The organism is Pseudomonas frederiksbergensis (assembly GCF_003732275.1).
Classification (GTDB): Bacteria; Pseudomonadota; Gammaproteobacteria; order Pseudomonadales; family Pseudomonadaceae; genus Aquipseudomonas; species Aquipseudomonas frederiksbergensis_H.
This window is the reverse complement of the sequence record NZ_MOBM01000041.1, coordinates 145,453-165,852: the sequence shown is the minus strand read 5'-3', so window position 1 is coordinate 165,852 and position 20,400 is coordinate 145,453. Positions and strand designations below refer to the sequence as shown.

Sequence of the window (20,400 nt, the reverse complement as noted above, 5' to 3'; positions counted from 1 at the left end):
AGGGTTCGACACTCAACGAGTGGCGAGGTCGCGAATCTCTTGTTTCTGGGTTTCAAAATCGTATTCCGACAGACCGATGTAATCGAGCACAAGAGGCCCGACACTGTTCCATTCATGGTCTTCGGACTGGTTGCCCAGTACCCGGAAGGACGCGCAAATGTGCTCGGCCATCTTCAGGATCGCCAACAAGTTTTTCAGCGGCGTGTTGCGCGACGATTCATCGCTGAAAATGGCCAGGGCATTGTGATGGTTGGCAATGGCCTGGGTGACGTGTTCCGGCAGGCGCCAGGACTTGGCGGTGTAATACCCGACCACGGCGTGGTTGGTGTTGTATTGCTTGTTCTCGGTATCCACCACGCGGCATTCGGCGCTGGCGTTGCCATAGGCCTGCTCCAGCACTTTCATGTAATCGGGGAATTTCTTGAGCATCAACGGGATGCCGCAATCGTGGAACAGGCCCAGCGCATAGGCTTCATCACCGGCCTGGACACCGACACGTTTGGCCAGGGTCAGGCACGTCATCGCCACGTCCTGCGCCGTGTCCCAGAAACGGTTGAGGGTGACGATGGCGTCGTCGTGCAGTTCACCCTTGATCGACTGCGCATTGATCAGGTTGATGATCGAACGGCTGCCCAACAGGTTCACTGCCCGCTGGATCGCGGTGATTTTGTTACTCAAGCCGTAGTACGGCGAGTTGACGATTTTCAGCAAGGCGCCGGAAAGACCTGGGTCCTGGGAGATCAGCTTCGCGATCACTTCCAGGTCCGGGTCGGGCATGTACTGCTCCATCTGCAGATCCACCATGATCTGCGGCTGGGGCGGCACACTGATACCTTGCAGGGACTGTTGAATCTGTTCGGCCGTCAGCTCTTGGGACATAAGTACACACTCCGGGTCAGGCGGGGATTCTAACCCTTAAGAAGATGGATCTGACATATCCGCGGCTATGTCGCCGGAATTTCATTTATTGCCCAGAATAAATGCACTCCCTGTGGGAGCGAGCCTGCTCGCGATAGCGTCGGATTAGCCAACATTGATGCTGAATGTACCGCCGTCATCGCGAGCAGGCTCGCTCCCACAAGTTGCAGGCCCCCTCACCGCATGTCCATCCGCCAAGCCGAGCCCTTGCGCAACACGCTATACTCCCGCTCTTTTTTCCGGAGCGACGTCATGTCCCTGCCTAGCCTGCGCCTCAAAGCCAACGCCGACCGTCGCCTGCGAAACGGCCACTTGTGGGTCTACAGCAACGAAATCGATGTAGCCGCTACGCCTTTGCACGGTTTCAAGGCCGGCGACCAGGCGATCCTCGAAGCCGCCAGCGGCAAGCCGCTGGGCATCGTTGCCATGAGCCCGAATAACCTGATCTGCGCCCGTTTGCTGTCGCGCGACATCAAGTTGCCGCTGGACAAATCGCTGCTGGTGCATCGCCTGAACGTTGCCCTGTCCCTGCGCGATCGCTTGTTCGACAAGCCGTTCTATCGCCTGGTCTACGGCGACTCCGACCTGCTGCCAGGCCTGGTGGTCGACCGTTTCGGCGACATTCTGGTGGTACAGATCGCCTCGGCGACCATGGAAGCTCACAAAGACGACGTGATCGCGGCATTGACCCAAGTGCTCAAGCCAAGCGGCATTCTGTTCAAGAACGACTCCGCCGCCCGTGATGCCGAAGGCCTCAACCGCTACGTCGAAACCGTGTTCGGCCTGGTGCCGGAATGGGTCGCGCTGGAAGAGAACGGCGTGAAATTCGAAGCACCAGTCATCCAGGGACAGAAAACCGGCTGGTTCTACGACCACCGTATGAACCGCGCGCGTCTGGCCCCTTACGCCAAAGGCAAACGCGTACTGGACTTGTACAGCTACATCGGCGGCTGGGGCGTTCAAGCGGCTGCCTTCGGTGCCAGTGAAGTGTTCTGCGTCGACGCTTCGGCCTTCGCCCTCGACGGCGTCGAGCGCAATGCCGCACTGAACGGCGTCGCCGAAAAAATGACCTGCATCGAAGGCGACGTGTTCGAAGCCCTGAAGGAACTGAAAGCCAGCGAAGAGCGTTTCGACGTCATCGTGGCCGACCCTCCTGCCTTCATCAAACGCAAGAAAGACATGAAAAACGGTGAAGGCGCCTATCGTCGCCTGAACGAGCAAGCGATGCGCCTGCTCAGCAAGGACGGCATTCTGGTCAGCGCTTCGTGCTCGATGCACCTGCCGGAAGACGATCTGCAGAACATTCTGCTGATCAGCGCCCGTCACCTGGATCGCAACATCCAGATGCTGGAGCGCGGCGGTCAGGGCCCGGATCACCCGGTACACCCGGCCATTGCCGAGACTCGCTACATCAAGAGCATCACCTGCCGTCTGCTGCCAAACAGCTGAGTACGCTGGTTTGACGGGGAGCCGCCAGGCTCTCCGTCAGCCGTTCTAACGTCACAACACCCACTCTTCAGCCTCAGCTTCCTACGCTTGCGGTCCTACTGACTTGCAGGACGTTTCCCTGCATCTTTTATTTAAAAGAATATAACTTACAAACTTACTCCAACCTCCAGATCGCTCCGACAAAACTACTAGAACATTCCTACTCAACATCCCCTTGATAAGAACTCATTACAGCCTATGATTGAGTTGTCACCGCGAAGTGACACTCACTATCAATGACAAGGAGTCAAAAAACATGAAAGCAATTACTCTGGAAACAAACAAAATCGCTAACCTGGCTTTTCTGGTTGCGCCAAAAACCCGCTAAGTAAATGAAACGCTGGGGAGTGCCGGCTACCCAGCGTTCTCTATGGCACTGCCCAGAGCGAACCGTCCGTCATGCAAATAAATCCATACTTGTTCATACTTCCTCGTACGCCCGGCCAAATAGTCTGGGATTACAAAAGCCACAAACAATTTGAACTTGATCTTGAATATTCAACCCGGCTTGCACAACTTATCAACAACCCAGAACTGTATAACGACAGCAATATAGTAGACACGCTACTTCTAAATTCCGGAATACTGACCACCTCAGCTCAAGACACTATTGAATGGGGCTGGGATGAACTGTCGAAAATATTCCATATCGGCACCAAGAACATTCCCTGCGAACATGTTCCTCAAAATATTCACGAATGGTCGAGACACTATCTGGACCATTGCACCGAAGTACTGGACGCACCCGCGCCGGACACCAGGTTCACAGAATGCCAGGGACGCGAGCTGATTGCCCTGCCAAAACCTTCCTGCCTGCCGGAGGGTTCTCTTGCCAACGTCCTGATTGCCCGAAAAACCTGCCGCACCTTCACGGCTGAAGTGGTTTCACTGGAAGATGTCGGCACGCTGCTTTACCTGTCCCTGGGCTACTTGCATGAGCGCGAAAATGACGTCGACGAAACCATTGTCGAAGGTCTCGGCGCCCGACGCAGCAGCCCGTCCGGCGGTGGATTGAATGCCTGCGAAGGCTTTCTTCATGTACAAAACGTCAGCGGCCTGAAACCCGGACTCTACGCCTACCATCCCACCAACCATGCATTGAGCTTCGTCAACCCGGTACCTGACTCGCTCCTGGGGCAGTTGCTGTGTGGGCAACATTTCATCAATCACCTGCCCGTGGGCCTGTTCATTACCGCTCGGTTCGACAAGTTGTGGTGGAAATATGAACACTCACGAGCCTACCGAATGGCCTTCGTGGAGGCAGGGCATATTTCCCAGACCTTTCAACTGGTGGCCACTTCACTGGGTCTGAACACGTGGCTGACCGGAGCACTGACAGACGATCAGGTCGAAACATTGCTGGGGCTCGAGAACAACGCAGAACAACCCCTGTTTTTTGTAGGCTGTGGCCACAGCGACGGACAGGTGATGTGCAAGGAGTTGAAGGACCTGCTGAGCAGTCGGGAGCAGCAACAATGACCGCCCCCATCATTGCCCCGTCAGACCACCCCGTTTCCTGGGCCCTGCGTTTCACCCTCGGCGACTGGAATACTCGTGCGTCGGTGCGAACCAGCGAGCATGACTATCTATTACCGCCAGACCTGGAACAGCAACTGGAAACACGCCACTGGTTTCCCCCAGGCTTCCTGGCTTACCTGAATCACCCCGCTATCAAAGCGCTAGGGCCAACCGTTTTCCATCGGCTGTCGGCCAATCATCTGGTGTACTTCCTCGACTACACCACCGTGCTCGAACACCGCATCGTCAACCGTTCCGTGGAGACCATCATCCACGGTGAATTGAAGGTCAACATTCCCCCACGGATGAAGACCGCCGCGCTTCAGCTTTATACCGATGAGGGTTATCACGCCCTGTTCTCCAATAGCCTTGCCGAGCAGATTGCCGGGTTCTACGGGTTCAGCCTGCGCCCGGTCGTGCCGCACCGCATCACGCGATTGAGCACCCTGCTCGAGCGCACAGCTGACAAGCACCGGGCGCTGGCCTGGTTTCTCGTCGGGTTTGTGTCGGAGACGATCATTGCCAGGGAACTGCTCGACGCCTGCCGTGACGACTTGGTGTCCAGTGTCCAGGCAATGCTCAGGGATCATCTTGCGGACGAGGCGCGCCACAGTCGCTATTTCTCTGAAGTGTTCCATTACCTGTGGCTGACGCTGAACAACCGTCAACGCCTATTCGCCACCAGGCTACTGCTGGACAGCATCCGGATTTTCTTCGAGATCGATGAGCGATGGCTGCGGGAAAGTCTGCACAGCGCGGGTATCGGCGAGACCACCGTCACGCAAGTTCTTGGCGAACTGACCAGCCCCCAAGCCACCCTTCTGCGTGCGCGATCCGGCGCCGGGGCGACGCTTCAGGCTTTGAAAAAAGCCGGTTTCTTCGACCTGCCTTACAACCAGCAACTGTTCATGAAGGCAGGACTTATCGATGGATGAAGGACACCCCGCGGCAACCTCCAGACACCGTCGAGGGAAGGTCAGCCTGTTGTTGGCAATGGTGCTGCTTGGCGTGTTCCCACTGGATGTCCTGCTTCCCTCGTTCCCTGCGCTCGCTGAACACTTTCGCAACACGCGCACCGATATCGCGCTGTCGGTCAGTCTCTTTGCCATCGGTATTGCAGCCTCTCAACTGCTGATCGGGCCGCTGTCGGATGTGATCGGGCGCAAAGGACTGTTGCTCGCCGGAATAACCGTTTCGATGCTGGGTGCAGTGGGCTGCATATTGACCACGGACTACGCCTACTTCCTGCTGTTTCGTGTCATTCAAGCCTTGGGCTGCGGGTGTTTCGTGCTGTCACAAGCGCTGGTTCAGGATCTGTTCGAGGGTGAGGAACGTACCCGGTTGCGGGTCCTGATGGTCACCGCCAGCGGCATTTTCATCTCGGTCTCGCCGTTGGCCGGGACATTCCTGCAAGCCACGCTGGGCTGGCAGGGCAGCTTTTGGATGTTTATCGCAGTGGCTGGCGTGGTACTGCTCAAAGCCTGTCTGTTTCTCGAAAACACCCGTCCGGTGGCAACCGGAGCCCGGCCGAGTATCCTCCAGTCCTATGGTCGGGTCCTGCGTGATGCCGACTTCCTGCCCTACTGGTTGATTTCAGCCTTTGCTTTCGCCTGCCATTTTTCGTTCATCGTCATTTCACCGCTGATTTTCATGGATCAACTCCAGCTATCGGCCTATGACTTCTCGCTGATTCTGTTGATATACGGTGGCGCCTACATTGTCGGTGGCATGGTGGCGACTCTCTTGGGTAAACGCATCAGTCCCGGTCATCAAATCATCAGCGGGCTGAGCCTGATCCTGCTGTCCGGTCTCATCATGCTTTACTTCGCGAGCCACTTTGCGCTGTCCCCGATCACAGTCCTGGTACCGATGCTTATCTGTACCGCGGGCACCACCATCACTCGACCGGCCGCCAGTTCCAAAGCCATGAGTCTATTCCCTGAAAATGCGGGAACCTCGGCGTCGGCCGGCAGCACGGTGACTTTCATCTGCGGCGGATTGATCAGTGCGCTCATCAGTCTGAGCCCGGCCAATCTGCAATCCACCCTTGGATACAGCTTCATCATTTTGAGCAGCGCGGCGCTGGCACTGAACAGTTGTATCAATCGTCGAGCCAAAAGCCCAAGAGCCAGCCCAAGCGTCGAATAACCCCGCCGATCGTCACTCCACATGCGCCATCAGCGCCGGTTCGACACTTTCCGGCATTCCCTCCTGACGCCAGCGGTGTAGAATCGCGAGATTCATCGCCATTCATCCCCCGGCGGGTTTATGAGCTCAAGCTGAAGCGCGCGGCGATCCCGCAAAGTTATCGGCAACTTCCGGACACACGGCCATTTCTGAGTGTTCCAGACGTCAATAGAAGCTCACTTCCCTTTTGATACCTGATTAGCCGCCCGGAGTGCTTCATGCCTGATTACCGCTCGAAAACATCCACCCACGGCCGCAACATGGCCGGTGCCCGCGCACTGTGGCGCGCCACGGGGATGAAAGATGACGACTTCAAGAAGCCGATCATCGCCATTGCCAACTCCTTTACCCAGTTCGTACCGGGCCATGTGCATCTCAAGGATCTGGGGCAACTGGTCGCTCGCGAGATCGAACGGGCCGGCGGCGTCGCCAAAGAATTCAACACTATCGCCGTGGATGACGGCATCGCCATGGGCCACGACGGCATGCTCTATTCGCTGCCGAGCCGCGAGATCATCGCCGACTCCGTCGAATACATGGTCAACGCCCACTGCGCCGACGCCATCGTCTGCATCTCCAACTGCGACAAGATCACCCCTGGCATGCTGATGGCCGCCCTGCGCCTGAACATCCCGGTGATCTTCGTGTCCGGCGGCCCGATGGAAGCCGGCAAGACCAAACTGGCCAGCCACGGTCTCGATCTGGTCGATGCCATGGTGATCGCCGCCGACTCCAGCGCATCCGACGAGAAAGTCGCCGAGTACGAGCGTAGCGCCTGCCCGACGTGCGGCTCCTGCTCCGGCATGTTCACCGCCAACTCGATGAACTGCCTGGTTGAAGCCCTGGGCCTGGCATTGCCGGGCAACGGTTCGACCCTGGCCACCCACAGCGACCGCGAACAACTGTTCCTGCAAGCTGGCCGCACCATCGTCGAGCTGTGCAAGCGTTACTACGGCGAGAACGATGAGTCGGTGTTGCCGCGCAACATCGCCAACTTCAAGGCGTTCGAAAACGCCATGACCCTGGACATCGCCATGGGCGGTTCCACCAACACCATCCTGCACTTGCTGGCCGCGGCCCAGGAAGCCGAGATCGATTTCGACCTGCGCGACATCGACCGCCTCTCCCGTCACGTACCGCAACTGTGCAAGGTCGCGCCGAATATCCAGAAGTACCACATGGAAGACGTGCACCGTGCCGGCGGGATCTTCAGCATCCTCGGTTCCCTGGCTCGTGGCGGTCTGTTGCACACCGACCTGCCGACCGTGCACAGCAAGTCCCTGGCTGAAGGCATCGCCAAGTGGGACATCACCCAGACCACCGACGAAGCCGTGCATCACTTCTTCAAGGCCGGCCCGGCGGGCATCCCGACGCAAACCGCGTTCAGCCAGTCGACCCGTTGGGAAACCCTGGATGACGACCGTGAAAACGGCTGCATCCGCAGTGTCGAACACGCTTACTCGAAAGAAGGCGGCCTGGCCGTTCTGTACGGCAACATCGCCCTGGACGGCTGCGTGGTGAAAACCGCCGGCGTCGATGAGTCGATCCACGTCTTCGAAGGCAACGCGAAGATCTTCGAAAGCCAGGACAGCGCCGTACGCGGCATCCTCGCCGACGAAGTGAAGGCCGGCGACATCGTGATCATTCGTTACGAAGGCCCGAAAGGCGGCCCGGGCATGCAGGAAATGCTGTACCCGACGTCTTACCTGAAATCCAAAGGCCTGGGCAAAGCCTGCGCCCTGCTCACCGACGGCCGCTTCTCTGGCGGTACTTCGGGCCTGTCCATCGGCCACGCTTCGCCAGAAGCTGCTGCTGGCGGCGCGATCGGTCTGGTGCAGGATGGCGACAAGGTTCTGATCGACATTCCGAACCGCTCGATCAATCTGTTGATCAGCGATGAAGAAATGGCCGCGCGCCGTGTCGAGCAGGACAAGAAAGGCTGGAAACCGGTGGAAGTGCGTCCACGTAAAGTGACCACTGCGCTGAAAGCCTATGCCCTGTTGGCCACCAGCGCCGACAAGGGTGCGGTACGTAACAAGGCGATGCTCGACGGGCTGTAAGCGTCAGTCGCAGACACAAAAATGCCCCGCCAAATGCGGGGCATTTTTTTGAGAACAACTCGGGCATGTGCCGATCACAAACATTTCAGGCAACCCGAAACAACTGTGGGAGCGGGCTTGCTCGCGAAGAGGCCATAACATTCAACATCGATGTTGACTGTCAGACCGCCTTCGCGAGCAAGCCCGCTCCCACATTTGTTCTATGTTGCCTTTGAGAGTGAGCTTGGCCGGGACGCGGTCTTACTGAATCTCTTCCGGTTTAACGATCACCCAGTTCTTGTCCGCCGTCACCGCCAACCCTTCTTTCGCCTGGGCTGCTGCGTTCTTGGCCATCATGCCGTTAATCTGGGTCATGTATTTGTCTTTGCGGTTGACCCACAAATGGATGCCGCCCTTGGACACGTCGACGCTGTGGAACAGCATGTAGCCATCGCTGGTCGGGGTATCGCCGCCCACCAGAACCGGTTTTTTCCATTCATCGATGTAGGTCAGGATCGCCGCCTGCTTGCCGGCCATCCAGGTTGCCGGAGTCCACAGATACGGGGTCAACTCGAGGCCAAGGTTGGCCTTCTCGTCATACTTGCCGGCAGTGATCTGCTTACGCGCCGTGGTCAGTTCGCCAGTCTTGCGATCCTTGAGCATCGTGGTCACGCCGATCACATTCTGCGGTTTGACGTTGTAGCCATATTTCGGATCGGAAGCGACCATGCGCACCAGCTCTTCGGAGGCGGCGGTCATCACATAGACCTCGATACCGTTCTCCATCAGCTTGTTGTAGAGCTCTTTCTGACCGGTGAAGATTTTCGGCGGGTTGACGTCGATGGTCTTGACCACGTCGCCTTCGTAATAAGTGCTCGGCACCGGTTTGCCAGACGCCATCAGCTCATCGACGTTGCCCTTGAGTTCCTGAAGCGTGAAGCCGGAAAACACTTGGGCGACCCATGGATAGCAAACCATGTCGTCGATTTCACAGAGACGATAGTAATAGCTGAACAGGCTTTCCTTATGGTCAGCGGTGTCCTTGAACGGGATCAGTTTCAGGGAGGGATCGAGGCTCTCGCGGGTGATCAGGCCCTTGTTTTCCATGAATGGCAACAAGGACTCTTCGAGATCGTAGCGGTAACTGGTGTTGTCCATGTCGAACACCGCGAAGTTACCTTTGTTGGCATTGGCCGCGATCATCGCGTCCAGCGCCTTGGCCTGATCGGCTGGCCAGTGTTTCAGGTCAGTAGCGAACGCTTGGCCGGCAAGGCCCAAGCAGAATACGGCAGCCAGAAATTTCGGTGCGAGCTTCATCGGCGTTTCTCCCTGATTCAAAGATATCGACGCTAACAAATCTGTATGACAGTCCCCGCCTGCCCGCGACCGCTTGCATCCTGATTCCGTCAGCGGCATTCCCCACAGCGTCAGCGGCTTATTCCAAAAACGACAGTTAACCGCTGTTTTTGATATTAAATCATTACATATCAAGCTGTTAGGCTTGCCGGTTCGCAGCTGCGCCGGAATGCAGCTGGCAAAGTTATTGGAGCTTCTATGAATCTGCCGCTGATCCTCAATCTGCTGGTATTCCTCGCCTTGCTCTTTGGCCTGGCGCAAACCCGTCACACCACCTGGAGCCTGGCCAAAAAGGTTCTGCTGGCTCTGGTATTGGGCGTGGTATTTGGCGTCGCTCTGCACACGATTTACGGTGCGGGCAACCCGGTACTCAAAGCCTCGATCGGTTGGTTCGATCTGGTGGGCAACGGTTACGTGCAGTTGCTGCAAATGATCGTGATCCCGCTGGTGTTCGCCTCGATCCTCAGCGCCGTGGCGCGCCTGCACAACGCTTCGTCGCTGGGCACGATCAGCTTCCTGACCATCGGCACGCTGCTGTTCACCACCGCTATCGCGGCGCTGATCGGCATCGGCCTGACCAACCTGTTCGGCCTCACCGCCGAAGGCCTGGTCGCTGGTACCCAGGAAATGGCTCGCCTGCAAACCATTCAGAGCGACTACGCGGGCAAGGTTGCGGACCTGAATGTGCCGCAGCTGCTGCTGTCGTTCATCCCGCAGAATCCGTTCGCCGACCTGGCTCGCGCCAAGCCGACATCGATTATCAGCGTGGTTATCTTTGCTGCATTTCTTGGGGTCGCCGCACTGCAACTGCTCAAGGACGATGTCGAGAAAGGTCAGAAAGTGATCAACGCCATCGACACCCTGCAAGCCTGGGTGATGCGCCTGGTGCGCTTGGTGATGAAGCTGACCCCGTACGGCGTATTGGCGCTGATGACCAAAGTGGTTGCCGGCTCCAACCTGCAAGACATCATCAAGCTCGGCAGTTTCGTGGTGGTGTCCTACATCGGCCTGGGCTTGATGTTTGTGGTGCATGGCCTGCTGGTGTCGGCTGCCGGGATCAACCCACTACGGTTCTTCCGCAAGATCTGGCCGGTGCTGACGTTTGCCTTCACCAGCCGCTCCAGCGCCGCCACCATTCCACTGAGCATCGAAGCCCAGACCAGCCGTTTGGGTATTCCACAGTCCATCGCCAGTTTCGCCGCCTCGTTTGGCGCGACCATTGGCCAGAACGGCTGTGCCGGTCTATACCCGGCAATGTTGGCGGTGATGGTCGCGCCAACTGTGGGCATCAACCCGCTGGACCCGTTGTGGATCGCGACGTTGGTGGCGATTGTGACGCTGAGTTCGGCCGGTGTGGCCGGGGTCGGTGGCGGCGCGACCTTCGCCGCGCTGATCGTGCTCCCGGCCATGGGTTTGCCGGTGTCACTGGTGGCGTTGCTGATTTCGGTTGAGCCGCTGATTGATATGGGTCGTACGGCGTTGAACGTGAGTGGTTCGATCACGGCGGGTGCGATTACCAGCCAGATGATGCAGCAGACGGATAAAGAGTTGCTGGATGCGGATGAGCATTCGGAGTTGGCTCACGCTTAAGTCTTTCAGCGACTGGGCGGGCCTCTTCGCGAGCAGGCTCGCTCCCACAAGGGATCTATGGTGTTCACACGGTGTGTGTTTCACCACAGAACCAATGTGGGAGCGAGCCTGCTCGCGATGCTATTAAACCTTTTCCCAAACTTCGAAGTTGTAGGCGGGTTTATCTCCTTCGGCAGGATTCGGAACATTCGACACCAGTTTCCACTGGTTCAAATCAAACTCCGGAAACCACGCATCCCCTTCCGGGCTCAGCGCCACGCGGGTCAGGTACAACCGATCGGCCTGCTCCAGACCTTGCGCATATAACTGCGCACCGCCAATCAACATCACCTCATCGACGCCCTGCTCGTTCGCCCATTGCTGAGCGCGAACCACCGCTGCCTCCAGCGACGGATAAACCTCCGCGCCTTCCAGCTGCAGATCCACCTGACGGCTGACCACGATGTTCAACCGGCCCGGCAGCGGACGACCGAGGGAATCCCAGGTCTTGCGCCCCATGATGATCGGCTTGCCGAGGGTGGTGGCCTTGAAGTATTTGAAGTCCCCCGGCAAGTGCCAGGGCATGCTGTTGTCGACGCCGATCACACGGTTTTCACCGAGGGCTGCGATCAGGCTGAGGGGGAGTGATTTAGTCATGTCGGCGAGGATACCAGAGCCTCCCTTACCCCGATAAGCGTCACAGCGGTTATGCTCACCGCTCAATTAAGCGACGGGAAGCCGCGTGACTGAACTGACTCCACTGCAAAACCTCTGGCTGAGCGAAACCGTGCGCCTGCGTGAAGAACACGCAGGCCCCTTGGACGATCTGGAAGCCAATCGAATCGCCCGTAGCGCCGGCGGCGACCTGCCGACGCGTATTCAACGCCGCGCCCTGTGGCTGGCCGAGCGCGACGGACAGACCCACGCCCTCAAACATTGGCTGCAAGGTGCGCGACTGGCGTTGATCGTGCTGGCCGTTCTGGCCGTGATCAGCGGCGCCGGCCTGGCGTTTGCCGCGCTGGGCGACGGCCAAACCCCGGTCAATGTGTTCTGGGCGCTGGGCAGCCTGCTCGGGCTGAATCTTATTCTGTTGCTGAGCTGGGCTCTGGGCCTGATATTCGCCGGCGAACAAGGTGCCGCCCTTGGACGAATATGGCTGTGGCTCAGTGAAAAACTCGCCCGCGATGCCAACGCCGCGCAACTGGCGCCGGCCCTGCTGCTGTTGCTGCAACGGCAGAAACTCAATCGTTGGGCGCTGGGCGTGCTGGTCAACGGATTGTGGTTGCTGGCGATGCTCAGCGCCTTGGTGATGGTGCTGACGCTGATGGCGACCCGGCGCTACGGCTTCGTCTGGGAAACCACCATTCTCGGCGGCGACACCTTCGTCACCATGACCCAAGCCCTCGGCGCTCTGCCGTCCCTGCTTGGTTTCAGTGTGCCCAGTGTGGAGATGATCCGCGCCAGCGGCGATGCTGCGCTGAACATCGAAAGCGCCCGCCAGGCCTGGGCGGCGTGGCTGGTTGGGGTGCTGCTGGTGTACGGTGTTTTGCCGCGATTGCTGCTCGCATTGTTCTGCCTGTGGCGCTGGAAAACCGGTCAAGCAGCCCTGCGTCTGGATTTGAATCTGCCCGGCTACGCCCAGTTGCGCGAACGGCTGATGCCCACCAGCGAACGTTTGGGCATCAGCGATGCCGCGCCAGAACAACTTCATCGGGTTGAAAATACTGCCAGCGACCTGCAAAGCGATGGCTCGCTGTTGGTAGCCATTGAGCTGGATGACCAACGCCCCTGGCCGCCGCAGTTGCCGAAAACCGTCAACAACGCCGGCATCCTCGACAGCCGTGAATCCCGGCACAAGCTGCTCGAACAGCTGAGTCGTTTTCCCCCGGCCCGTCTGGCCATCGCCTGCGACCCCCGGCGTTCGCCGGACCGTGGCAGCCTGGCGCTGATTGCCGAACTGGCTCGCAGCGCCAGCGCCACCCGCGTGTGGTTGTTGCAAGCGCCGCCCGGCGAAGCGCTGGATGCCGAACGCCTGGGCGACTGGCATGTTGCGCTACAACAACTGGACCTGCCGTTCGCCGATTGCGCGCCGTTGAACTGGCTGGAGACAGGTCATGACTGATGCCTTGAATAAGCCATTGAAGCTCGCCGTGGTCGGCCACACCAATGTCGGCAAAACCTCGTTGCTGCGAACGCTGACGCGAGACGTCGGCTTCGGCGAAGTGTCCCATCGTCCCAGCACCACTCGCCACGTCGAAGGCGCGCGATTGTCGGTAGACGGCGAGCCATTGCTTGATCTCTTCGACACTCCGGGCCTGGAAGATGCCATCGCCCTGCTCGACTACCTTGAGCGTCTGGAACGTCCCGGCGAACGCCTCGACGGCCCGGCACGATTGGCGCGTTTTCTGGAGGGCAGCGAAGCCCGGCAGCGCTTCGAACAGGAAGCCAAGGTGCTGCGGCAACTGCTCGCCTCGGACGCCGGTCTCTATGTGATCGACGCCCGGGAGCCGGTGCTGGCCAAGTACCGCGACGAACTGGAAGTGCTGGCCAGTTGCGGTAAACCGCTGCTGCCGGTGCTGAACTTTGTCAGCAGCGCCCAGCATCGCGAACCTGACTGGCGTGAAGCCCTGGCGCGGTTGGGCTTGCATGCATTTGTGCGTTTCGACAGCGTCGCGCCGCCCGAAGATGGCGAACGTCGACTCTACGAAAGCCTCGCGCTGCTGCTGGAAAACTCCCGCGAACAACTGGAGCGCTTGATCGCCGATCAGCAGGCCCAACGCCTGGCCCGTCAGCAGAGTGCAGCGCGGCTGATTGCCGATTTATTGATCGATTGCGCCGCCTGCCGCCGCAGTGTGATCAGCGAGGCGGCGCAGGAACAGCAAGCGATCAGCGAACTGCGCAAAGCCGTGCGTCAGCGCGAACAACGCTGCGTCGAGGCCTTGCTCAAGCTCTACGCCTTCCGTCCGCAAGACGCGGCGGCCAGTGACTTGCCGTTGCTCGATGGCCGCTGGGGCGATGACTTGTTCAACCCGGAAACGTTGAAGCAGCTCGGTGTGCGGGTCGGCGGCGGTATCGCAGCCGGCGCGGCGGCCGGGGCCGGGGTTGATTTGCTGGTGGGCGGCCTGACCCTCGGCGCCGCGGCACTGGCCGGAGCGATTGCCGGCGGCGCCCTGCAAACCGCCCGCAGTTACGGCAGCCGCCTGCTGGGCAAAATCAAGGGCCAGCGAGAACTGACCGTCGACGACGGCGTGCTGCGGCTGTTGGCCTTGCGCCAGCGGCAATTGCTGCAAGCCCTGAACCAACGCGGGCACGCGGCGATGGACAGCATTCAGGTCGCCACGCCGCAGGACAAAACCTGGCGCGAAGGCAAACTGCCCGAAGCGCTGAACAAGGCACGGGCGCATCCACAGTGGTCGTCGCTTAATCCGGATTCGAAGTTGAGCCAGGGGGAGCGGCAGGAGCAGGTTGAGGTGTTGGCGCAGCAGTTGTAGAAACCGGGGTAATTGTGGCGTTTGGATTGGCCCCATCGCGAGCAGGCTCGCTCCCACAGGGGATTTGCGTCGTTCACAGAACCAATGTGGGAGCGAGCCTGCTCGCGATGGCAGCCACTCGGTTCCGAGGCCCTACGCGGCCAGCAGCCACAACGCCTTCTCCTTCAACAGCCCAAGATCAATCACCGGCACCCACATCTCCTTGGCCAACTCATCCCACTGACGCATCCGCAAACTGACCGCACACAACGGATCCAGCTCGAACGCCTCAGCCTCGATAGCCGTCATCACCCCGCCCTGATACTCAAGCGTCCGCCGACTGGCTTCGCTCAAGCGCTCGAAGTACCCGGGCTCTTTGAGCGTGAGATAACGCTTGGCCTGAACGTGGTATTCCACCAGCCGCGCCAGGCGTTCGCTGAAGCCGGCGCGACGCAAGTAATCCGCCCCCAGTCGCTCGTGGCTGACTATTCCAAAACCACCCATGTTCTCGGCACCCTCGGCGCAGATATGCCCGATGTCATGAAAGAACGCCGCCAGCACCACTTCATCATCGAACCCCTCGGCCATCGCCAGTTCCGCCGCCTGAGACATGTGCTCGATCTGCGACACCGGTTCGCCAATGTAATCCTTGTCGCCAAAACGCTCGTACAGACCGAACACCTCGGCGATCACTTGCTCATGGCGGTCCATCAACGGTCTCCCAATAAAGTCGTGACGTTACGTTCAGCAATCGCCGGCCCGACGCTCATGCCGACACCGGTGTGCATCAGCGCCACGCTCACGCCTGGCATCGGACGCAAAAAGGAGAACGGCCCCGGTCCGCGTGAACCATAGACACCCTGCCAGCGTTCGACCACTTGCACCTTGCAGCCCAACGTCTGCTCGGCCAGTTCAATCATCCAGTCATCCACCTGCTCGGCATTGAACGGTGATGGATCGCTGCCGTAATGGTGGGAATCGCCGATGATCAACTCACCGTAAGGCGTCGGGCTGATCAGCAGGTGAATGCCGTTTTCATGCAGATGGGGTGCGTCGCGCAGAACCTGCGCCTGTACCGCTGCGGCTTCCGGCAGATCGGCGAAGGCGCCGTAATGCACGCAACTCAGACCGGTAAGCAGCGCGTGTTGCAGGTTGAGGCTGATCTGCGGGCGAGCGCGGAGCATTTGCAGACGGCAGATTTGCGGATTCAATTCGGCAATCGGCTCGGCCAGCAGCGTTTGATAATCGTGGCCGGAGCAGACGATGATCTGCTCCGCGCTGAAGGTGCCGGCGGTGCTGTGCAAGCGGCCCGGCTCGATGTCGCGCACCAGCGTGGAAAAGTGAAACTCGACGCCCAACTCGCGGCGCAGGTAATCGATCAACGCCGGAATCGCTTCGCGGGAATACAGCTGCTGGTCGTCCATGCCGTGTAACGCAGCGTGGTGATGGCTGAACTGGCCGCCGTATATATCGCGCAATGCCGCACCGCGCAGCAGGTCGACGCGGTAACCATGCGCCATGGCGCGACCGGCGCAGAACGCTTCCAGCAGGTGTTCTTCCGCTTCGGTGCGGGCGAACAGGTATGAGCCGTTGCGCTTGAGTTGCAGACCCGCCAGTTGTGCCCACTGGCCCCAGATGTCGCGGCTGGCCTTGGCCAGTTCAAGCATCTGGCCCGGTGGCTGGCCGGTGACCAGTGCCTGGCCGAAGTTGCGCACTGAAGCGCCGAGTGGCGTTTCGCTGCGCTCGAAGACTTTGACCTTGAGGCCGCGCCTGGCGGCGGCATAGGCATGGGACAGGCCGAGAATGCCGGCGCCTATGATCAGCATGTCATTGTGTTGAGTCATGGGGTTTTGCCTTGAATTTGAGACCGCTATCGCGAGCAGGCTCGCTCCCACAGGGGAACGCATTCCAATGTGGGAGCGAGCCTGCTCGCGATGGGGCCCAGTCAGCCTACGAAGATTTACTTGGCAGCCACTTTCTCGGACTTGCCGTCATAACGCTTGCGCCATTCGGTGAGTATCTGGTCGCGATTCTTCGAGGCCCAGGCAAAGTCGTTCTTGATCAGGCGCTGCTCATAATCCGCCGGCAGTTCGGTCTGTGGCTTGGCGATACCCGGCTGCGCGAGCACCGCGAAGTTCTCTTTATAAAGCTCCATCGCCGCCGGGCTTGCAGAGAAGTCAGCCAGCTTCTTCGCCGCGTCTTCGTGCGGTGTGCCTTTGATCACGGCGGTGGCTTCGATCTCCCAGCCCAGGCCTTCTTTCGGCAGGATGATGTCCAGCGGCGCGCCCTGGCGTTTCAGCTGAACAGCCGGGTATTCGAAGGAAATACCGATCGGGAATTCGCCGGCGGCGGCGAGTTTGCACGGCTTGGAACCGGAGTGAACGTACTGGCCGATGTTCTGGTGCAGGTCGTCCATGTACTGCCAGCCCTGCTTCTCGCCGAAGGTTTGCAGCCAGGCGCTGACGTCGAGGAAACCGGTACCGGACGATGCCGGGTTGGGCATGACGATCTTGCCTTTGTACTCAGGCTTGGTCAGGTCCTGCCAGCTCACGGGTTTGCTCAAACCCTGCTTTTCGGCCTCGACCGTGTTGAAGCAAATGGTCGCCGCCCAGACGTCCATGCCGACCCAGGCTGGCGGGTTGGCCGCGTCGCGATAGTTGCCGCCGATCTTGCCGAGGTCCTTCGGTGCGTAGCTTTGCAGCATGCCTTGCTGATCGAGGATCGCCAGGCTCGAGGCTGCCAGGCCCCACACCGCGTCAGCCTGCGGGCGGGCTTTTTCGGCCAGGAGTTTGGCGGTGATGATGCCGGTGGAATCGCGCACCCACTTGATCTCGACGTCCGGGTTAGCCTTTTCAAAGGCTTCTTTGTAGGTCTTCAGTTGTTCGGCTTCGAGGGCGGTGTACACCGTCAACTCGGTTTTCGCCGCAAAGGCGTTCAGGCTGAAAGCGGTGAGAACAGCAGCGGCCAGGGCCAGGGGCTTGAACATGATCGTTTCCTGTTTGAGTTGAGATGTGGGGGGGGGCAAATCAGTGGCCGGGCGCGGTCTGCCGCCAGGCTTGGGAGCGGCGCAACAAACCGCGTGAGGCCCAGGCCAGCAGCAGGGACACGCCCGCCGAGGTGAACAGAATCAGGGTCGACATCGCCGTCGCGCCGCCGACATTGCCAGCGTCGTCCATGTTCAGCACCGCCACCGCCGCGAGGATGGTGTCGGGGCTGTAGAGGAAGATCGCCGCCGAGACGGTGGTCATGGCCGAGACGAACAGATAGCGCACGATGTCCAGCAATGCCGGCAGGCAGATCGGCACGGTCACCCGCAGGTAATGCCGATACAGCGGCGCCTTGAGCGACAGCGCGGCGGCTTCGAACTCGGCATCGAGTTGGCGCAGCGCGGTGGTGGCGGTCATTTGTGCGGTGGTCAAATAATGAGCAATGGTGCAGACCACCAGCAGGGTCATGGTCCCGTAGAGCACATGCAGCGGGTTGCCGCTGAGGTTGAAGAAGAAGACGTAACCCAGGCCCAGCACCAGACCCGGTACCGCCATCGGTACGAAACTGAGCATGCGCAGGGTCAGATTCAGTCCGCGCTGGCCCTTGGTTTTTTCCATCAGGTAAGCACCAGTGAAGATCAGCACACTGCCGATCAACGCCGTACACAACGCCATCTTCACGCTGTTGCCGTAAGCCAGCCAGCCGCCGCCCGCCGTGTCGTTGAACTGGTAATGGTTGAGCGAGAGCGACAGGTTGTACGGCCAGAATTTCACCAGCGACGAGTACACCGCCATGCCGAACACCAGCAGCAATACCGCGCAGATCAACAGCACGATGGCCAGATAACAACCGTCGCGCAGCTTCGATGGCGCCGGTTGAAACACTTGCGCCCGACCGCTCATGGAATCGCCATGGCGCCGACGCAGCCAGGCGTCGACGCCGAAGCTGAACAGCGCCGGCAACAGCAAGACCATGCCGATCAGCGCGCCGCGACCGAATTGTTGCTGGCCGACCACCGCTTTGTAGGCTTCCAGTGCCAGCACTTGATAGTCGCCACCGACCACCACGGGCACGCCGAAGTCGGTGATGGTCAGGGTGAAGACGAGGCAAAACGCCGCGAACACCGCCTGACGGGTCGCCGGCCAGGTGATGCTGCGAAAAGCTTTCGCCGGGCTGGCACCCATGCTTGAAGCAGCATCGAACAGTCGCGCATCCGCCAGGGACAGCGCCGACAGCAAAATCATCAAAGCGTGTGGGAAGGTGTAGATGACCTCGCCCAGAACAATGCCCCAGAAGCCGTAGATGTTGTCCGAGAGCAAACCGCGCAGCATGCCCTGATTGCCGAACAGATATACCAGCGCAATCCCCGGCAGCATCGACGGCGACATCAGCGGCAACAGCGACATGCCGCGCCAGATGCCTTTACCGGGAATCAATGTGCGTTGCAGAGCGTAGGCAAACAGATAGGCCAGCGGTACGACGATGGCCGCGACGCTGAAAGAAACTTTCAGGCTGTTGCCCAGCAACCAGTGGAAATTCGTACTGGTCAGCAGTTCACGGGCAGCCACCAGACCACCGCCCTGCCCGGCGTCAGAGCTGAAACCACGCCAGAAGATCGCCAGCAACGGCATCAACACCGCAACGCCGAGCAACACCAGCAACAGAACCTTGCCGCCGACCACGAATAGCCGGTCGCCGATCTCGGCAGGGGAGGTCTGCCGAACCTGCTTGTGCGGTATCGGCAGCGCGACGTTCGCGCTCATCAGGCAAACACCTGCAGGCTGCGCGGCGGCAAGGCGACCATGATCTGCTGCGCGCCAAGACGCGGCATGGCTTCCGGCGCCAGTTCCGCCAGTAACGCATGGCCCGGCAGTTGATCGAGTTCGAAGCTCATGCGGCAGCGGTTGCCGAGAAAAGTAATCTCGCGAACCTTGGCCGGGAACAGGTTTTCTTCATGCACCGGCGGGTTGACGTTGATCGCCTCGGGGCGGCAGAACAAACGGCCCGAGGCAGTTTTAGCGCTGCCTTCAGCCAGGCGCATGTTCATCCCGCCGACCTGGGCATGACTGTCGCTGCTCCGGTGGAATGGCAGCCAGTTGCCCTGACCGACGAACTCGGCCACAAACGGTGTGGCCGGGCGGTCATAGATTTCCTGTGGCGTGGCGTACTGCTCGACCTTGCCGTTGTTCATCACGGCGATGCGGTCGGCCATCAGCATGGCTTCGTCCTGATTGTGGGTGACCATCAGGGTGGTGACACCGAGGTTGCGCTGCAATTGGCGCAGTTCGGTGCACAGATGCTCGCGGACCCGGGCGTCGAGCGCCGACATCGGTTCGTCCAACAGCAACAAGGATGGTGCCGGCGCCAAGGCCCGAGCCAGTGCGACCCGCTGCTGCTGACCGCCGGACAACTGACCAGGGTATTTTTTCTCACTGCCGATCAGGCCGACCAGTTCCAGCATCTGACCGACGCGCCGACGCGCTTCATCGCGACCGCTGCCGGCGAGGCCGTAGGCGATGTTCGCTTCGACGCTGAGATTGGGGAACAGTGCGTAGGACTGGAAGAGAATGCCGTAGTCCCGTGCCTGAGGCGCCAGATGGGAAACGTCGCGATCGCCGAGGTACAACTCGCCGCTGTCTTGTTTCTCAAGGCCGGCGATGCAGCGCAGCAAGGTGGTTTTGCCACAGCCCGACGGCCCCAAGAGGCACACCAGCTCACCGGCCGCCACGTCGAGGGAGACGTTATCCAGCGCGGTGAATGCGCCGAAGCGTTTCTGCACGCCGCGCACTTTCATCGGCGCACCGGGGTTGGTCAGGGCAGTTGCAGTCGAGTGGTTCATGGACAGACCTCATCAAACAGATGAGGGC

The 20,400-nt window shown here is 59.8% G+C and carries 16 protein-coding genes; 8 read left to right on the top strand and 8 right to left on the bottom strand.

Annotated features, from left to right (window positions below):
* Nucleotides 1-12: 12 nt before the first annotated feature.
* Nucleotides 13-825: an HDOD domain-containing protein gene (locus tag BK662_RS32800; RefSeq protein ID WP_185047220.1), complete on the bottom strand. Its 813-nt coding sequence runs from the start codon at nt 823-825 to the stop codon at nt 13-15.
* A gap of 345 nt (nt 826-1,170) precedes the next feature.
* Here BK662_RS32800 and BK662_RS32795 point away from each other — a divergent pair, with 345 nt between their 5' ends.
* The 5 genes from BK662_RS32795 (at nt 1,171) to ilvD (ending at nt 8,171) form a co-directional block, all read left to right on the top strand.
* Nucleotides 1,171-2,367 carry a class I SAM-dependent rRNA methyltransferase gene (locus BK662_RS32795; RefSeq protein ID WP_123361028.1) on the top strand — a complete coding sequence of 399 codons (1,197 nt, stop codon included), beginning with the start codon at nt 1,171-1,173 and terminating at the stop codon, nt 2,365-2,367.
* A 438-nt stretch (nt 2,368-2,805) separates the two neighbouring features.
* Entirely contained in the window at nt 2,806-3,885 is a 1,080-nt protein-coding gene (locus tag BK662_RS32790) for a SagB family peptide dehydrogenase (RefSeq protein ID WP_123361027.1), read from the top strand.
* Nucleotides 3,882-4,859, top strand: coding sequence for a diiron oxygenase (locus BK662_RS32785; RefSeq protein WP_123361026.1), 978 nt, complete (start codon nt 3,882-3,884; stop codon nt 4,857-4,859). The genes BK662_RS32790 and BK662_RS32785 overlap by 4 nt, the downstream gene beginning before the upstream one ends.
* Nucleotides 4,852-6,072: an MFS transporter gene (locus BK662_RS32780; RefSeq protein ID WP_123361025.1), complete on the top strand. Its 1,221-nt coding sequence runs from the start codon at nt 4,852-4,854 to the stop codon at nt 6,070-6,072. Before BK662_RS32785 ends, BK662_RS32780 begins: the two co-directional genes overlap by 8 nt.
* Nucleotides 6,073-6,329: 257 nt before the next feature.
* Nucleotides 6,330-8,171 (top strand): dihydroxy-acid dehydratase, encoded by a 1,842-nt coding sequence (ilvD, locus tag BK662_RS32775; RefSeq protein WP_052964965.1) that lies wholly within the window; start codon nt 6,330-6,332, stop codon nt 8,169-8,171.
* A 240-nt stretch (nt 8,172-8,411) separates the two neighbouring features.
* Here ilvD and BK662_RS32770 read toward each other — a convergent pair whose 3' ends face one another.
* The gene (locus BK662_RS32770) at nt 8,412-9,467 is read right to left on the bottom strand and encodes an HAD family hydrolase (protein ID WP_123361024.1); all 1,056 of its coding nucleotides are present in this window, start codon (nt 9,465-9,467) and stop codon (nt 8,412-8,414) included.
* 237 nt (nt 9,468-9,704) lie between these two features.
* Here BK662_RS32770 and BK662_RS32765 point away from each other — a divergent pair, with 237 nt between their 5' ends.
* The gene (locus BK662_RS32765; RefSeq protein ID WP_123361023.1) at nt 9,705-11,096 is read left to right on the top strand and encodes an L-cystine transporter; all 1,392 of its coding nucleotides are present in this window, start codon (nt 9,705-9,707) and stop codon (nt 11,094-11,096) included.
* A 123-nt stretch (nt 11,097-11,219) separates the two neighbouring features.
* On the opposite strand, the gene BK662_RS32760 is transcribed toward BK662_RS32765, so the two are convergent.
* Nucleotides 11,220-11,732, bottom strand: a complete 513-nt coding sequence (locus BK662_RS32760; protein WP_123361022.1) for a dihydrofolate reductase — start codon at nt 11,730-11,732, stop codon at nt 11,220-11,222.
* Between the two features lie 85 nt (nt 11,733-11,817).
* On the opposite strand from BK662_RS32760, the gene BK662_RS32755 reads away from it, so the two are divergent.
* The gene (locus BK662_RS32755; RefSeq protein ID WP_123361021.1) at nt 11,818-13,197 is read left to right on the top strand and encodes a DUF2868 domain-containing protein; all 1,380 of its coding nucleotides are present in this window, start codon (nt 11,818-11,820) and stop codon (nt 13,195-13,197) included.
* A gap of 4 nt (nt 13,198-13,201) precedes the next feature.
* Nucleotides 13,202-14,566: a GTPase/DUF3482 domain-containing protein gene (locus BK662_RS32750; protein ID WP_375539019.1), complete on the top strand. Its 1,365-nt coding sequence runs from the start codon at nt 13,202-13,204 to the stop codon at nt 14,564-14,566.
* 132 nt (nt 14,567-14,698) lie between these two features.
* On the opposite strand, the gene BK662_RS32740 is transcribed toward BK662_RS32750, so the two are convergent.
* From BK662_RS32740 to BK662_RS32720, 5 genes are all read right to left on the bottom strand, one after another.
* Nucleotides 14,699-15,256: a phosphonate degradation HD-domain oxygenase gene (locus BK662_RS32740; protein WP_123361018.1), complete on the bottom strand. Its 558-nt coding sequence runs from the start codon at nt 15,254-15,256 to the stop codon at nt 14,699-14,701.
* Nucleotides 15,256-16,389: a TIGR03364 family FAD-dependent oxidoreductase gene (locus tag BK662_RS32735; RefSeq protein WP_123361017.1), complete on the bottom strand. Its 1,134-nt coding sequence runs from the start codon at nt 16,387-16,389 to the stop codon at nt 15,256-15,258. The genes BK662_RS32740 and BK662_RS32735 overlap by 1 nt, the downstream gene beginning before the upstream one ends.
* Nucleotides 16,390-16,505: 116 nt before the next feature.
* Entirely contained in the window at nt 16,506-17,531 is a 1,026-nt protein-coding gene (locus BK662_RS32730) for a putative 2-aminoethylphosphonate ABC transporter substrate-binding protein (RefSeq protein ID WP_038980913.1), read from the bottom strand.
* 40 nt (nt 17,532-17,571) lie between these two features.
* Nucleotides 17,572-19,296, bottom strand: a complete 1,725-nt coding sequence (locus BK662_RS32725; RefSeq protein WP_123361016.1) for a putative 2-aminoethylphosphonate ABC transporter permease subunit — start codon at nt 19,294-19,296, stop codon at nt 17,572-17,574.
* Nucleotides 19,296-20,372, bottom strand: coding sequence for a putative 2-aminoethylphosphonate ABC transporter ATP-binding protein (locus BK662_RS32720; RefSeq protein WP_123361015.1), 1,077 nt, complete (start codon nt 20,370-20,372; stop codon nt 19,296-19,298). Before BK662_RS32720 ends, BK662_RS32725 begins: the two co-directional genes overlap by 1 nt.
* Nucleotides 20,373-20,400: the final 28 nt, after the last annotated feature.